Below are 16,333 nucleotides of genomic sequence, written 5' to 3' on the forward strand. Positions count from 1 at the left end.
TTATCTCGAAAAATTATTTTCAGAATATTCACTTTTAATGTTTGCTAAAGGTTTATGCAACGCTAGTGACCACACCATTGAAAAACAAAAGTCAATTTTACACATAGAATTTTTTCCTGATAAAAATAATCGATTTTCAGATTTAATTTCAAGATTTAGGGCTGTGTTTTATCGTCCATCCCATTTTTCGATCTAACAAGTGAAACTTTAAATCGTTTAATGTAAAAATATTTATGCGGGAAGTTGTTCTTAACATGAACACTGTCCGAAACAATAAAGCTGTAAGTGACGGCACACGAAATTAAATATCTGCATTCGAGCACATTGTCTGGAATTAAGCAGGATAAGTTCAAAAAACCAAAAAAAATTAATAATTATCTACAGTCGGAGTTAAATAAAGATCATGAAATAAACCTTAAATCTTTGTCTCCAAGAACAGTGATACTATCTGCTGTTTGTTTAACAGAAATAGCACCATCTGTTAGTATTCTAAAGTTTTGTACTCCTCCTAATCGATTAATAATTCGTTCTCCAATTTCTTTATTCAAATAATATTTCATTTGTTTAGCAAATTGATCGAATGTAAGATCACGTTTAAACGCTCTTTCAATTACATCATAGAATACTTTTGAATAAACATCTGATATAAAAACATGGGCCTGTTTCTCTTCTTGAGATAAGCAATCTAATAATGCTTCTGGAATATCTCTATTGATTCTATCTGAGAATCCAAAATAAACTTTACACCCATTTTCAACTGCCTTTTCCCCTAAGCTATCTAATCCTTCCATAGCAGTATAGCAAGCGAATACAAGTACTTTTTTATTTTTAAAGTAATCTAGATGCTCTTTTCCTATAAATATTTCCTTTCTATGAATTTCTACATCGTAATCATTTGCAAATTTATGGAATGTGGCATGGTAATAACCATGAGAAAAAATAAAAATTATGTCAGCTTCCTTGACTTTCCTTAAATTATACATTCTATCATCATCTATTGCCATTTCCACGAAATGATTGACTGCAAGTTTCTTTTCAAGTCTCTCAGTAAATGCTGAATTTCTTTTGATTTTTTCATCAAAACTTCGATAAAAAACTATATTCATTAATGAATGACTCCTTATGTTTGAACTACATTTCAAATTTTGAAAGTGAGGTTAGTATAATCTCAAATAATTGTTTTCTAAATTTTTCGGCGACTTGCCCTCCCATTTTAAACTCATATAGCAAGTCTTCTAGAGCAATATCTCCATCCTTCAAGTTATACTTTATATCCATTCCTTCGTAATCTCTTACCATTTTCTCAAGAGAAACCATAATAACATCAAGTTCTTGTATTGCTTCTTTAATATAATCATAAACTTTATTTGAATCATTTTTAAAGACTACCCTAAAGATATTTAATTCATTTATAATTTGAAAAAAATCATATTTACTAAAAGGAATTTTATCAGGTTCTTCTAGATCAAAGTTTGCAGAGTAAAAAATAATTTTGGTTCTTTTATTGAATTTTCGATATTTTTTTATTAATTCAAATCCTTCTTTTTTTAGATCTAATTGCTCATTTCTAGAACCATTAAAATTGCAATCAAACAATACGATATCATAAGGTTTTTCAACCTTAAAATTTTCAACGTTATTCATATACTCAATATTTACAATAATACCTTCTGCATCTAGTTCACTTTGAATAGCCTCGAAGTACCCCTTAATTTGACTCTCATCATCTATCACTAAAATATCATACTCTATAACGATAAAAATCAACTCCCAAATACAGGTAATTTTATCAAGAAGCAGGCCCCACTCTCATTTTCGGGAAAAGAACAAACTTGTATATCACCATTGTGTTCTTGGATAATATCTAGGGAGGTTGCTAAACCAATTCCATTTCCCCCTGTACTAGTAAAACCTACATTAAAAATAAATGGAGCGTCTTCATCTTTTATTCCAAATCCATTATCCTGAATGTATACTTCCAGAATGTTATCCACTTTATAGGTTGATATATTTATCTCTTTATTATCTTTGTCAATCATTGCTTTTACAGCATTATTGAAAAAGTTATCGAACACAATTTTTATTGATTCTTTATTGCAGTTTACTCTTTGAAAAACATCATTGAACTGTGTAGTGATTTTTATATTATTCATATTTTTATAGGATTGATTTTCTTCAATTGATTCTAGAATTATATCAGTAAATATCTCTGGATGTTTGTTGAGCTTTGATGTAGATGCTTTTCTTAATGCACCATTTAATAGTTTATTGATTGACTTTAATGTATTTTTGATTGTATCCTGATTAAAATTGATATTTTGTCTCTCAGCCTGTTTCATGATACTCATTAACTGAGCATCTAAAATTGCAGTTTTATTCTTAATTGTATGTAAGAGCTCGTATAAAATTCCTTCAGTTCCACTTATGCGTTGAAACACTTTTATTTTCTTACTCAATTCTAAATTAGCTTTCTTTACTTCATCATAATCTTTTTGAATCTTTTTATTATTTTGCTCAATAAGTTTTATAATTGTTCGAGCTTCTTGTTTCGGAATATTTGCTTTAGAAAGGACTTCAACAACTTCTGTTTTAAATTGCTCGGCGCTTGCCTTCCCTTCTTTTGTTTTAAAATCAATAATGTTACCTTGTTTTTCAGCAGAATCTTTGATCTTATTAAAAATGTAACTTTGAAGTAAATTGATACATTTCCAAATAAATTCTTTAAATTCTCCAAATTCTTTTGTGTCCTCTACCAAACCTAAGCGATTCGTAGCATCTTTAAGACCGTAATTCTCCATATTTGAAATTTGCACATATCCAACAATATCCCTTGTACCTAAACTTCTAAATACTGCTTGTGCATGCATGTTGTCGATCCCTAGCCAGTCATTCTCCGCTTCTCCATAAGGGAATACCCTAAAATTATCTCGAAAAACCTTTATATTGCCGTATTCCCTCGTAGATAACCCGGTTCTCTTACTAAATGCTATTTTAGCTGCCCGATCCATGTAGACAATTTTAAACTGAACCGGACCAAATGTAGGAGATGGCATCAATAGTTCTTTTGGCATTTCGAATTGATTATCAACAAGAGTATACTCAAGCAAACCTTCTTTATTTATTGCCCCAGTTATGTAAGTATGTGTGTATTCGAATGCGTCATTTAAAATCTTTTCCCTCCGTGAATTTAAGCCAACTATAATGCTAAAATTGCTTTGCTCCTGGGAAAATGGTGAGATAAACTTTTTTAATTGTTTTTTCAAACTTTCAATTTCCTTAATACTCCACTCATCTCTTAAATCATCAATATTAAGTGTTAAACCTGACTCCTGCCGATGTTTAAGTTGCTCAACTGAGTACTCATGTCCTACATCTTGAAGAAGTGTTGAATGATCATCATACTTCTCCCAATCAAAAATAACTGTTGTTTTTTCATTTCCTTGGTTGTTAACACTGACAAGCTTTAGTTTGGCTCCTAGTTTATCCGCTCCAAATCTGCCAATTCCTTTCTCCCCATTTAAAATTCTTTTTATCATGTTATCCACATTAATATCTGGTATTTCTATGGTTCGTTTTAATTCTTTATGAACTACACCAATTTCCATCCAATATTTCTTAACCTCATCAAAAGACATTCCATGACCATTATCTGAAATTACAATACTGGTTTTCTGCGAACTAACTATAGTATCACCACTAATTTTTTTGTCATTAATGTAAAACTCATTGATACCATTCTTATTTTGTCGCACCTCATATTCAGTTATATTAAAAAAGTTGACCTCCACTTTTCTGGCCCCGGCATCATAAGAGTTCTTAATTAACTCAAAAAAAGCAATTGTATTATTAGTGATTAGTTCTCTACCTATCAACTTTTCCAATTTAGAATTTGTTCGGAATTTTAATTGGAGCTCACTTTGCATGAAGTACCTCCATCATTTATTTTTTCGAATTATTTACAGTCCTTATTAAAGCCTTTCTTATTTCAATAGCAATTGCTCTAGCAAACAATGGCGGAACTGCATTTCCAACTTGAGTATATTGTGGTGTTTCTAGCTTTCTTCTTACCCCACCTGTAGTTCTCTTCCCTAAAAATTCAAAACTATCATCAAATGATTGTAGCCTAGCTAACTCTCTAACTGTAAGTATCCTTGAATTACCTTTTTCATAATGAACTATATCATCAGGTAATGTTAAGACAGTCGGAGCTACATCGTTAATGTGTAACTTTGTACATCTATATTTCTTAGTTTTAAGTTCTTTATATTGCTTTTTATCGAGTCGTTTTAAAAGTTCTCCAATGCTTTCACCAGACTTCAATAAGCTAAACCTTCGTTCTGTTCTATTTTGATGCTTAGCAGCCTTGTGATTTTTTAGCGAATGTGCCATAATCGTTTGACCATTTATGTTTGGTGTAATGCCTTGTCGTAGTTGCTTTTGATAATTTGTCACAATAAAATTTTCGTTATATTTGTCACTTTCCTTACCATTAGTTAAAAAACTCAAATCAGAGATCGCTTCATAAACTGTTATTACTTCTGATTTTTTTCCAGGAAACTCTGGGGGAGAAACTAAATCAACTTTTTTATTTTTATATTTCTTAATCCGGTGACCAAAAAAAATAACCCTTGGTCTATTTTGTGGAACACCATAATTTTTCGCATTTAATTGCTCAAATCTAACCTCATAACCTATTTTATAAGCTTCCTCTCTGATAATTTGAGTAACAAAATGATTCTCATAAACTCTACCAGAAAGACCAACGAATTCAGAAAATTTATAGGATAAAATGCCTTCTACATTCTCCATAACAAAATATTTAGGTTTTACTAATTTTATTATTTTCAAGAATTCAAGAAACAAAAAATTTCTAAAATCATTTTCATCTCTTTTTCCAGTTAAACTAAAGCCTTGGCACGGAGGCCCACCCACAACTACAGAGATTTCATTACCATTTAAAAATTCTTTAAGTTTTTTTGGTTTAGCTAAATTTTTTATATCCCCCTGATAGAATTTCAAGTCTGAATAGCCTAATTGTTTATGCCTATTTTGATAGGTCAATGCTGCCTCAGCACTAAAATCGCACGCGTTGGGAATTTTAAATCCAGCTTGAAGGAATCCCTCTGCCATCCCACCAGCTCCAGAAAATAAATCAAGTACATTATATATTTGCCCACTCATTAGCTTTCACCTATTCTATGTTTTTGAACCAGGATAACACAATTGAGACTATTTGACCAGGAGGAAAATCCTGTATCCCTTCTCATTTTACATGAGATTGTAATGACCTACCACAACTTATTTATTATTTCAAATATTTAATTCATTAGTAGGTACTATTGTGTAAACGAATGGCCCATTCTCTAATAGAATCATTATTATAATGCTTTACCTTTCGAATGCTCATATCGCTAAACCTACTAAGAATAGTTTGATCCCAATGTCCACCCTTCTGAACAAGCCCATCAAGAAGCAGCTTAATGTTAGTCTCAATACTCTTGAGCGAGGACTGTGGAGTTGGACGAAGAATCAAAGTAGAAATCGACCACTCATCCGGTCTAGCAATCTCGACTAAATATGTGATTGATTTTGCATTTACAATCTGAACAACTGCACAGGTTCGACGAGTACCATTAGGACATACAGAGAACTTTTTGCCAGAAGGAATACGTAAAATTGACATACTGATCTTCAAAGAATACGTTTCCTTTAGAAGCTGTATCATTTTAAAAAAGGCTTCCAAGCCTATAGCCTCTGTAATCGGTATTGTCTCCAGAGTCTGAAAATCAATAGGCGGCGTATCTCCTCCAACAATCGAGTCTTGTGTACTCACTTCCTTTGCTGCTCCAATGTTTTTTCCGCCTCTGCCCAATTTTACAATAATGTCTTTTCCCTTATTTGAACGCTTAACATGTTTCCTTCTAGTTTTTATTATCGGGGAATTAGAGAAGCGCATAAATGTAGGCGGCGCTTCCAGTACATCCTGATTCCTATCTTCTTTCGCATTGTCACTGTCCTCATTCAAGATATAGTTAGCATTAGCTCTTGGAGTTAACCTGACTTTCTTTTCACCAAAATTGATCTCGTGCATTTTCTTAGATGGATGCCAAAATAGGATGCGTTCATGCGGATGTTTAAAGCCGCTAAAACCAATGATCTCTTTAACCAGAATGTAATCAATGAATTTCTCTCCACGAATATACATTTCAATTGGCCCGATAGGAGATAGGTTCACGTTAAGGGGAATACCTTTTTTGAACGGCACATTAGGATTTAGCGGCGAGTCCTGTATTGCCTGACTAAACATATTTTGATACACAGAATCCCACATGGAATGTATATCTGCATCCATATAAATCCATGAAAGATGCTGTGCATTACTTTCTGTCGCTAAATTAGCCGGTACACGCAAGCTCATATCAAAATGAAGTGTTCCTTGGCTTACATCGCTTTTATCAATCAGCATTTCCAGTCCATGAGGCTGAAGCAACTGAGTAGCCAGAGTTTTTGAATTAATAAAGAGAGCTCTAACAAATTCAATTACTGGTATACAGTAAGTCAGATTATTCACTTTAAATTGAATGACCTTCTGTAATCCCAGTTCAGGATTTTTACCAAAATCAATCAATCGCCTCGGCAGCTTAAAGCCATTCGTAATAGTTCCACTACTCATATCATCAATAGTAAGCCTATATGACGATCCACTTAAAGGCTTTATCGGATCAAACTTGCCATTTGCATAGACTTGACCAATGCGCATATAAGGTACTGTGCCCCATGCGTATGAAACAAGCTTAATAACCATTGAGGCTGAACGGAAAGCTGCCTTGATGCGCCAATTCCCTTTGTAATCCATGTAGGGTGAACCAAACCAGAGCAATTCTACTTCCTCGTTCTCTCGGAACGGCCAAGACCTTAATGTTAATGAAGCCATTGTGTCACCTCAGTAGTTGTAAATGGGTATTTAACGATGTTTTGTCCAATACAGAGATTAATTTCGTCTTCCACCTCTGAAGAAAATCCTGGTCGAAGTCCAGCTTTTTTGATAAGCTTCCATCTGTTTAAAGGCCCTTTATCATTCATCTGTTCAGCAGCCCATCTTACTCTTCGACATTGAAACTGCGCTACACTTTCAAGATAATTGGATAAAATCAGCATAGTGACCGGAAGCCTATCTCCATGCTTTTCAAGCAAACTTAATTTATCGATTCGTTTACCTACTGTAACGATTCGGATTCTAGTAGGTTTACAACCATTGTCTCTCAGCATTTCCTTACATGCTTCTTCAACCCGCCAACTTAATTCCAAATCACGCTGTTCCCAATTGACGCGAGCCCGTACATTTTCTTTGGGCTTATTTGAACGTGCTGGTTTTTTCTTCGCCGCTGACACCTTTATACTTGGTTCGTGCGCAACTATTTCTTTACCGGCATATTTGATGACTGTATTCGTATCAACACCAAGTATGCCCGCTGTAGAACGGTAGGAAAGGCCCGATTTTAGACAATCCTGAAGCTTTTGTAGCCAGATAGAGCCAAATGATTTAATACGCCCCCTATGAAACTTATCAGTATCTGTCTGATCCGGTCCTCTTCTTGAGTATGCGAACCCACAACTACAGCGAAACGTCCCCACTGGGCGCCCAGTATCTGAGCAGCGAGTAATTTGACACTGTGTAACGACGGGCTTTTCAAAGTGCTCAGCAGCCTTGTTTAAGCAGGGCCAAGGCCCATGGCCAAACGGGGCATATTCTAAGATCGACTGTTTCAAAAATTCCTTAAATGATCCATATAGAAACCCAAAGAGAAGCATTTGACGTAGGGGATGAACCGTATATCTCATTGATCTTGTTGCAGAAGCTAACCAAGTATGATCATTTTGCTTCAGGGCACTTTCTAGCATGTCTAATAACCCTTGTCCATAGAAGGCTACAAACTGCTCCTCCAAATTCCTTTGTCTTATACATAATCCAGCCGTTACAAGCCCCTTTTCTGACAAACGTGGAAGCAGCAAATGTTTGCAGTTATATAGAGCAGGCTGCTCTTTCATCTGCATAAGAAAATGGATATCCATACCCATCCTCAAAAGCCGATCAAAAGTTTTTGCAGACAAACCTTCAGCAATCGCTTTTGAATGAAACATGCTTTTAGATATGGGAAGTACTGTGAGCCCGTGCCTATCTGAAATGGGATAGGTAATTTGATGAAGAATGAGATGGTGTATTGGACATATCCATACTCCTGGTAGTTGATGTGTACGATGCCAATAGGGCTCACCATATTGCTTGATATCATCCTCGTAACAAGTATGACAAAAGTGCAATTCTTTGCTTCTTTCAATAGTGCTAGCTGTAATTCCGACTAAAACGTGAATGCCAGAGCCATTTGAGCTTTTCATTAACTGCCGTAATTGCAGGGCCCGATCCTTTGGTAAGAAAGGAGCATAAAACGGGAAGAAGGTGTGTTCATTAATCCAATGATCTGCTGTGATCTCCTTAACAATGTTTCTCTGCGACAATATATCAAGATGACTCGGTAAATCGATCGTCGGAATAACATTCTCCGTACCATACACATCTTTTAGTGTCCATTTCGGACTCGTATTGTTGGATCTCAGGTGATATCGAGTAACGACACTGTACTGAAGCTCATCAGGGTACGGGATGGGCAGCTCACACCGCTCGTTCATTCGCTCACAACCTTATCCGAGAAACTCCAAAGGATTTTTGATATATCCCGCAGCCTTGAGTGAATCGTAGGCAGGCATCTTTCTCTTCTTCCCTTGGGCAGTAATAACGCGTAAGTCATTGGGCTCCGATGGAATAGACTTCAGCTTATTTTTGCCGCGCTGTGAGGGGGATTTACTAGCAGCTGTATTTTGCTTCTGCAGTGCGAGTTTCAATGCCAACTTATGAAGATCAACCTCATCCAACTCATGTAAATGTGCTTTCGTTACTTCATTTGCAGACTGAAGTGCGACCCCTTGTTCAATACCAGCCTCTATAAGCCAGGCACTTAGCTCATTCACGGTCTGTTCAGTGACATCATAACCAAGCTCTGTACGTATCACTTCCAAGCGTTCGGCTTGTCGCTGTTCGGCTTCAATTCGATCCAGATAGTCGTCTATGGAGACACTGTCATAGATATCAGCAAACTTCTGAATCTGATTCTTCTTTCCGGAACGTAAAGCTTCCAAAGCAGGTCGGATTAAGATGAGCCTGTCCCTTGCAACCGAACGGATTAATTCTGGTGTAATTTTCTCGATCTCTTTATCCAGCGCCCTCCATTGGGTTAGCATAAACAGTTTTATCGCAATATCCGAAATACCCTGAGATTCATCAAACATCACATCAATGAACTCCTGATTCAGCTCAGCCTTTTTATCTGTCCATTGATATTTCCATAAGCCTTGCAGCAGCCATGTCCATTCATCATCTTTTTTGAAATGATGCCAGGTAGCGTCTCCTTGTCCGCTGTTGCGCCGAGCATTGCGAAACTCCCCATTCAGTGCTGGAAGAGCTTTATAAGTGCCGACAAGAATAACAGGCAGTCCAATCGTATTGACTAACTGAACGAAGAAATTAAGCATTTGGGCTGCTCGGTCATCCTTCGCTTCTTGCAAATTTTGAATTTCATCAATTACAAGTACGCCAAGGCAATGAACAGCAGCAGCTTGTGCCATCAAAGGCAGCAGCTCATCCGGCGTTTTCGTTACATTTTTCTTGTAATACCTTGTTCCGACCAAGCTATCTACAGCAAGCAGAAAATTTAGACATAAGCCTCTTATGGATCCATCGTGGGGACAGTCCATCTTCAACCATACAATTTGATAGGGCGCAGGCATGTCTTGGCCCTTATATTTGCGATGCAAAATAACTTGCGGATACATTTGCAAAATACGCATTAAGCTGCTGGATTTTCCGATTCCAGAAATGCCGACTAATGCAAATCCAGCAGACGTTGGCGTGTTAACAGGGTATCCGCTTGTATTCCCCTGCATAATGAGCTCATATGCGTCTTTACGGGCTCTAAAAGCATAATTAGGCGTAAGGGGATTGCGTCCCACATAACCGTCTCTAATTAACCTGGAGATGCTCTGCTGCAATTCTAGATGCCTCGATAGCGGTCGAAAAAAATCACGAGAAATACGTTGTACGCAATGCAAACGAAGATGAGTCGGCAGCTCATTCTCCGAAGCATGATAGATTGGCTTTGAAGCCAGTTTGTTAACAACGGTTTTATCGTCCCATATCGGTGGAAGAGCCTCCAGCAGCGGATTATTCCGATAGTCTACCAGTAGTGGATCTTGATAATTGGCCTCTACATACTCACCCCGGCTAAAATGAAATAAAGGGACATCGAACTCGCTCATTCGTCATCACCATCTTCAAGTAAATAGGATTTAATTTTGGATAACTTATCTGCTGGAGGAATATAGGCTGTTCTTTTCTCAGCCGTTTCATCACGTTTTAAAGGAATGACATTATTGGCTGAGCTATTCGGTAACGAAGCTTGCTCGGATAACTGAAATGCTTCATGTTCACGATTAATAAGCTTCTCTGTAGCTCGGCGCTGCCTTGTTCCTTTAACCCGTTGATTATTGCTTTCATTGCTATGTTGTATAGCCTCATTGGTCTTCTTTGCTGCCATTTCAACAATCGCTTTCGTATGTGCATCCAGTTCGATTTTTGACAGCATGTTGTTTACTTCCTGATTTCGCCCTTGATGCCTCTCTATCTCTAGCAGATCCTCAACTTCCTCAACTCTCTTATTGAGATAACGCTCTTCCCGTTCAAGAAGTGTACATGTCTCAAAACGATGGCCATCATCCAACCATAGATAAATTTCATTGGTGGAACGAGGATCATAGCATACCTTAACCCTCCACGTTTTTCCTGCCCTCGCCTTTACGAACCATTGCTCTCGCATAGCCAACTCACAGCCATAATGCATGCCCTTGAACTGAATGCCTGCTGCAGTTACTGTCGCTTCACCATGAAGCATCAAGTTCAACTTCACGATATGCTCGGGTTGCTTTTTAAGACGACCATTCCGGTTAACTATACCCCAATGCCACAGTTCTCTAGGGATTGGGGTAATCTCATCAGCCACCATAAATTCATTACGGTCGTACCACAACATATGATGATTATTATTGTGATAAAGAATATTGTGGATCATAATTTGAGTAAACTCACGAAGGGTGAGCTTGGCATCTAGCCGATAATCTCGCTCACCGCGTTCCCTATAACGCTCTTTAATAGCTCCTGGGATGAATTGTACGCTGCGCAAGTTAATTAATCGGAACTGCTGCTCGACTATACCTTTCCAGTCCGCTCTATAGGGAGGAGCATTCTCCACATCGACACCAAGAACATCAATAAGCTGGCTAGGTCTGCTTCCTTCCAGTTCCCCTCGATCTGCAGTAAGCTTTTGTGGCAAATGACTGCTCACCCAATCCTCAGGTTCAATATCAATGTCGTACTGCGCACAGAACTCTACCTTATCGGTTGTCGTATTGGCCAGTGCCATCATTGCTCCTATCCAGCTTGGACCTTCAAGCCCGATATAAATTCCAGCAATGTATCGGCTAAATACATCGATTACGATATAAATAATCGGGCGGCCAATGATCCACTCGCGGCGATACTCGCTAACCAAGTAAACATCAGCAACTGTTGCATCAATCTGAAATCGCGAACCCGGCCCAAAGCTTTCATAAGTGGAGCTTCCTAAAATTGGACGGTAATCTAACGCAAATCTCTTCTTTCCGTGCCTGCTTTTCAGCGTATTCTCCAAATCCATTTCTTTGTTGAACCAATACTTGTATTGCCCGAATGTTGGCAGCTTATCAGATGGTGGAAGCACCGGTATGAGAGCATCACCTTCTTTGCGAAATCCGGATGCGAAAAACTTCTCAAGCGTCTTCTGATAAGCATGTTTGAGTGGAGCCTTATCCTTGTTGTTATAGAACAAGCGAATACCGGATCGAAGCAATTGTTTTATTTCCTCATCTATATTGATACCGACTGGTTCATCTTCAAATTTTCTCGGCCGTCCTCGCTTAGTTTCCTTAGGCGTTCTGTCGTTTCCATAGCTGCCGCAATTATTGTAATGGGGTAGTAGAGCGTTTTTCATCTTACCGCCCTGCCAGTATCTACGCAGGTATCGATAAATTGTAGTCTTGTGGAGCCCCATTCGCTCTTGTGTTTCCCGTACCCGCGACCCTCGAAAAGCTTTATCGAAGCAGCCTGGCTCGTCCAGTACAATATGTTTAATCGCATCCCATGATTTATTACGAATGTCTAAATGTTCACTGTCTATATCTGAATCCAATAACGGTATGCTTTCGTTGATCCATTCCACTGGTTTACATAGGTTCGACTCAAAACCAGCTACAAATTCGGAGGAGGTTTTCATAATGGGAAATGCTTTATCATCCCCCATTGCAATGCTAAAGAGCAAATCATCGGAAGGAGAAATCCATACAATACGTTCAATGTATCGATCCTCTGAATCAGACAATTTCCATTCAACAACCATATTTTCATAGAGTGTTCGCATTGTCTTTATCCGCCTTTCGCGAGTCTTTCAACTATTTCATTAACAACAAACTCTTTAGGAGCAAGCGTAGGAACAATTCGTTCGTTCATATTTACGGACCAAATCTTTCGAGCTATAAAATGACGGAAAAGGGCTAGTGAAGTTCCAATTTCCACTCCTATTTGTTCATCACAGGCTAAACAGGCTCTAGCTATCGATTCTCCACTATATAAGCGTTCTGAAAGCACACGCTGCAAGTTTTGGACCACAAATACACCTAAATCGGTTACATCATCGTTATGAAACTCTTTATGCACCCATTCGATATTCCTAACCAACGTATCTGGCAAGTCAAAGTCCGTGACAATTCCCCAATCTACGTTGTGTGTCTCCCAATACATTCGCTCTATTTCAAATTTCGCAATTGTACGTTCATTTTCCAGCTCGGACTTAGGTTTCAACGTTCTAGCATAATTTTTATCTTTATATGTAATCAGAAAGTCAGTTGTCATAACAATAAGGACACCCGTCTTGGGGTCTGCTGGATGTTCAACGCCTAATTTTTCTGCTATCATTTCGGTTTCTTCCAGGGGAAGGAGGGGAAATTGCTCACGAATATCAGACACATCATCTGAATAGTCAAGCAGGTAGCAATAATCCCGTTCTATGTCTGAGAGCAGTTCATGTCTACGACCAGTCGTCCAGCCTACTCCACGAGTCGCTCTACCTTCAGATGGAACATCCTGAATTCTCAGCCAAGGAAGATAATCCTTGCCCGAGCCTTGACCTCTTCCTTCTTTAATAAACTTTTCGATTTTTGCCTGTGTGATCTCACGTTTCCGTTTTGCCATCATGATCACTCCCAAAACAAAATAAAATAGGGCTGCCCGAAGGCAGCCCTAAAATAATGTCATGTTGTTTATTCCTGATGTCGAATCTGTAGACTGTAGAAGAGCTGCTAGTAGCAGTATGTCCGTTTGTGCGAGTCTAATACTTTATTTTCTCAGTCTACAACTTTATTTTCCTAGTCTAATACTTTATTTTTCAGTCTAATACTTTATTTTCTTTTAACACAGGGGGAATTTATTACTCTTCCCTACTCCACCGTAACACTCTTCGCCAAATTTCTCGGTTTATCAACATCATGCCCGAGTGCAAGCGAAGCATAGTAGGAGATCAATTGCAGCGGTACAACGGACAGAGCTGGCGTCAGAATTGGCAGTGTGCGCGGAATGGAGAACAGTGTATCAACCGACTTGTTCGCTTCCTCTTCATAACCAACATTCCCAATACCCAGCACATTTGCACCACGCGCTTTCACTTCTTTAATATTGCTCAATGTTTTCTCATACAGCTCTTCCTGCGTGACCAAAGCGATAACGGGAACGCCTTCTTCGATCAGCGCCAGCGTGCCGTGCTTCAGCTCGCCAGCTGGGTAGGCTTCCGAGTGAATATACGAAATTTCTTTCAGCTTCAGCGAGCCTTCCAGCGCCACTGGATAGTCAATGCCGCGGCCAATAAAGAACAGACTCGGATGCGAGGAGATCGATTCAGCAATATCGCGCAATACCAGCGCTTGCTCCAAAATGCTTTCTACTTGCTCAGGAAGCTCTTGCATCGCAGCAAGGATTTCGCTCACCTCAGCTGTATTTTTTGTTCCCAGCGTATCCGCGAAATACAAGCTGAGCAGGTAGAATACTACGAGCTGCGACGTGTAAGCTTTTGTCGAAGCAACCGCAATTTCCGGTCCTGCCAACGTTACCAGCACATCATCCGCTTCGCGGGCAATCGAGCTGCCCACTACGTTCGTAATCGCCAATACGCGAGCGCCATTGCGCTTCGCTTCCCGCAGTGCAGCAAGCGTATCCGCTGTTTCACCAGATTGGCTGACAACAATAACGAGCGTATCCGGCGTAATGATTGGCGAGCGGTAACGATACTCCGAAGCTACATCCGTTTCAACCGGGATGCGAGCAATCGACTCAATAACCGTTTTGCCAACAAGACCAGCATGGTAAGCTGTTCCGCAAGCTACAATATGAACTTTACGGATCGAATTAATATAATCCTTCGTCATCGTCAGCTCAGACAGCTGTACCGATTTGCCGTCGTCAGCAACGCGGCCCAGCATGGTGTCGCGGTATGCTTTCGGCTGCTCATAAATTTCTTTCAGCATAAAATGATCAAATCCGGCTTTTTCTGCGGTTACCAGATCCCAGTCGACATGGAATATTTCCTTGGAAATAGCGTCGCCTTCTGTCGTCATCAATTCGACACCATCACGTGTCAAAATAGCCATTTCGCCGTCGTCCAAAATATAAACGTCACGCGTATGCTCCAAAATCGCCGGAATATCCGAGCCGATGAAGTTTTCGCCTTTGCCTACGCCGATAACCAGCGGGCTTGCAAAACGAACCGCTACCAGCTTCTCCGGTTCAAACTCCGTCAATACGCCAAGCGCGAACGCTCCGCGCATACGTTTAACCGTACGCTGCACCGCTTCAATGATGTTGCCGTCATACTCATCAGCTACGAGATGCGAGATCACTTCTGTATCCGTCTCCGATACGAATACATGCCCCTTCGCAATCAGCTCGTCTTTCAAATCCAGATAGTTCTCAATGATGCCATTGTGAACGACCGAAAATTTAGCGGAATTGTCCGTATGCGGATGCGAGTTCACATCAGATGGCTTGCCGTGTGTCGCCCAGCGCGTATGTCCAATGCCGACCGATCCGTGCAATGGCTCGCCTTGCAGCTTGCCTTCTAGATTCGCAAGGCGTCCTTTCGCCTTGGAAACTTCAAGCCCGTTGTCCGTGAATACAGCAATACCCGCCGAGTCATAGCCTCGGTACTCCAGCTTTTTCAGCCCTTCGATCAAAATCGCCTGCGAGTCACGTTTACCAATATATCCTACAATTCCACACATAATTTAATAGACCTCCGTTTTAGGTATAATGCCCTTATGACGGATGCCTGCCTATATGCGGCACAGGCGCTATTCGGTTGTCACAAATTCAGTTCTGCTTTTGTACAAAGAAGTTGTGTAACCCTCTGCCCGTGCCAGCCCCACAGGCGGCACCATAGACATACGGGAATAAAAGTTCAATTATTTCGTCTGTTGCAGCCTGCTGAACGTTTGTATGAATGGTCGCCCAATCATTTTGCATCTCAGCTTTCGGTTGGCATGCTATAACCGGGAGGCCCCCGCCGAACATTTCGAACACCTCCACCTCGTCAGCTTCCCGTATGAACGCCCCGACTGCTTCCATAACCACTGACCGCACATCCATCATGCAGCCCATTCATCGGTTACGTAGAGCATCGGAACGAATCATCACGCAAGCTCTGGCGCTTATGTTGCAGTGTAACCTCGATCCTCGCTTTCCTTCTGGAATGAAATCATAATCTCTATTGTATTCATTTTCAGGCAAATATGCAACAGCATCAGCCCCGTGCCCATTCATAAGCAGCTATACCTACCGATTGCCGCCATCGCCTCATTCATTCTATGTCTAAAAAAGCGTATCGGTGCCGAGCCGCCTGCATCCCGCAAACCACCTCAGCTTGCGCTGAAGCTTCAACGCGTATGCTGAGGTTCTATTGCCGAATGCAGCGACATTAATCATTCAGGGCACCAATCGTTTATATCGCTTAACCTTACTGTCGTTTACAATTGCTAACCTAAAATATAAGTCCCGTTTAATATTACTGCTATAAACGTTTATTGCCGCCAACGTTTAAGGACATTGAAGCTTACTGCCACTGAATACTCAGCCCATTAATATTAA

General features: G+C 39.7%; 12 protein-coding genes. 1 reads left to right on the forward strand and 11 read right to left on the reverse strand.

Features of this window, described 5'->3' with window-relative positions:
• Positions 1-196: hypothetical protein (locus tag WH37_RS36700; protein WP_231594374.1), on the forward strand; the 196-nt coding region annotated here is incomplete at its 5' end.
• Between the two features lie 205 nt (positions 197-401).
• On the opposite strand, the gene WH37_RS26245 is transcribed toward WH37_RS36700, so the two are convergent.
• From WH37_RS26245 to WH37_RS26295, 11 genes are all read right to left on the reverse strand, one after another.
• The gene (locus tag WH37_RS26245) at positions 402-1,106 is read right to left on the reverse strand and encodes a hypothetical protein (protein WP_046233624.1); all 705 of its coding nucleotides are present in this window, start codon (positions 1,104-1,106) and stop codon (positions 402-404) included.
• 25 nt (positions 1,107-1,131) lie between these two features.
• The gene (locus WH37_RS26250) at positions 1,132-1,734 is read right to left on the reverse strand and encodes a response regulator (protein ID WP_156182370.1); all 603 of its coding nucleotides are present in this window, start codon (positions 1,732-1,734) and stop codon (positions 1,132-1,134) included.
• 29 nt (positions 1,735-1,763) lie between these two features.
• Positions 1,764-3,923 (reverse strand): ATP-binding protein, encoded by a 2,160-nt coding sequence (locus WH37_RS26255; RefSeq protein ID WP_046233626.1) that lies wholly within the window; start codon positions 3,921-3,923, stop codon positions 1,764-1,766.
• A 16-nt stretch (positions 3,924-3,939) separates the two neighbouring features.
• Positions 3,940-5,181 carry a DNA cytosine methyltransferase gene (locus WH37_RS26260; RefSeq protein ID WP_046233627.1) on the reverse strand — a complete coding sequence of 414 codons (1,242 nt, stop codon included), beginning with the start codon at positions 5,179-5,181 and terminating at the stop codon, positions 3,940-3,942.
• A gap of 145 nt (positions 5,182-5,326) precedes the next feature.
• Positions 5,327-6,934 (reverse strand): Tn7-like element transposition protein TnsE, encoded by a 1,608-nt coding sequence (locus tag WH37_RS26265; protein WP_046233628.1) that lies wholly within the window; start codon positions 6,932-6,934, stop codon positions 5,327-5,329.
• Positions 6,922-8,688, reverse strand: a complete 1,767-nt coding sequence (locus WH37_RS26270) for a TnsD family Tn7-like transposition protein (RefSeq protein ID WP_046233629.1) — start codon at positions 8,686-8,688, stop codon at positions 6,922-6,924. The genes WH37_RS26265 and WH37_RS26270 overlap by 13 nt, the downstream gene beginning before the upstream one ends.
• Before the next feature lie 12 nt (positions 8,689-8,700).
• The gene (locus tag WH37_RS26275; protein WP_046233630.1) at positions 8,701-10,371 is read right to left on the reverse strand and encodes an ATP-binding protein; all 1,671 of its coding nucleotides are present in this window, start codon (positions 10,369-10,371) and stop codon (positions 8,701-8,703) included.
• Complete coding sequence (locus WH37_RS26280) at positions 10,368-12,563, reverse strand: Mu transposase C-terminal domain-containing protein (protein WP_046233631.1); 2,196 nt, start codon at positions 12,561-12,563, stop codon at positions 10,368-10,370. Before WH37_RS26280 ends, WH37_RS26275 begins: the two co-directional genes overlap by 4 nt.
• Positions 12,564-12,568: 5 nt before the next feature.
• A complete protein-coding gene (locus WH37_RS26285; RefSeq protein ID WP_231594376.1) occupies positions 12,569-13,396 on the reverse strand; it encodes a TnsA endonuclease N-terminal domain-containing protein in 828 nt (275 codons plus the stop codon).
• Positions 13,397-13,638: 242 nt separating this feature from the next.
• Positions 13,639-15,471 carry a glutamine--fructose-6-phosphate transaminase (isomerizing) gene (glmS, locus tag WH37_RS26290; protein WP_046233633.1) on the reverse strand — a complete coding sequence of 611 codons (1,833 nt, stop codon included), beginning with the start codon at positions 15,469-15,471 and terminating at the stop codon, positions 13,639-13,641.
• Between the two features lie 88 nt (positions 15,472-15,559).
• Positions 15,560-15,820, reverse strand: a complete 261-nt coding sequence (locus WH37_RS26295; protein WP_046233634.1) for a hypothetical protein — start codon at positions 15,818-15,820, stop codon at positions 15,560-15,562.
• Positions 15,821-16,333: the final 513 nt, after the last annotated feature.

The organism is Paenibacillus algorifonticola, from assembly GCF_000971975.1.
GTDB classification, from domain to species: Bacteria; Bacillota; Bacilli; order Paenibacillales; family Paenibacillaceae; genus Pristimantibacillus; species Pristimantibacillus algorifonticola.

Bases quoted from the DNA above. Each gene is read 5' to 3' on its own strand.
- glmS (WP_046233633.1), bottom strand. From the start codon at position 15,471: ATGTGTGGAATTGTAGGATATATTGGTAAACGTGACTCGCAGGCGATT.
- WH37_RS26280 (WP_046233631.1), bottom strand. From the start codon at position 12,563: ATGCGAACACTCTATGAAAATATGGTTGTTGAATGGAAATTGTCTGAT.
- WH37_RS26265 (WP_046233628.1), bottom strand. From the start codon at position 6,934: ATGGCTTCATTAACATTAAGGTCTTGGCCGTTCCGAGAGAACGAGGAA.
- WH37_RS26260 (WP_046233627.1), bottom strand. From the start codon at position 5,181: ATGAGTGGGCAAATATATAATGTACTTGATTTATTTTCTGGAGCTGGT.
- WH37_RS26285 (WP_231594376.1), bottom strand. From the start codon at position 13,396: ATGATGGCAAAACGGAAACGTGAGATCACACAGGCAAAAATCGAAAAG.
- WH37_RS26255 (WP_046233626.1), bottom strand. From the start codon at position 3,923: ATGCAAAGTGAGCTCCAATTAAAATTCCGAACAAATTCTAAATTGGAA.
- WH37_RS26245 (WP_046233624.1), bottom strand. From the start codon at position 1,106: ATGAATATAGTTTTTTATCGAAGTTTTGATGAAAAAATCAAAAGAAAT.
- WH37_RS26275 (WP_046233630.1), bottom strand. From the start codon at position 10,371: ATGAGCGAGTTCGATGTCCCTTTATTTCATTTTAGCCGGGGTGAGTAT.
- WH37_RS26270 (WP_046233629.1), bottom strand. From the start codon at position 8,688: ATGAACGAGCGGTGTGAGCTGCCCATCCCGTACCCTGATGAGCTTCAG.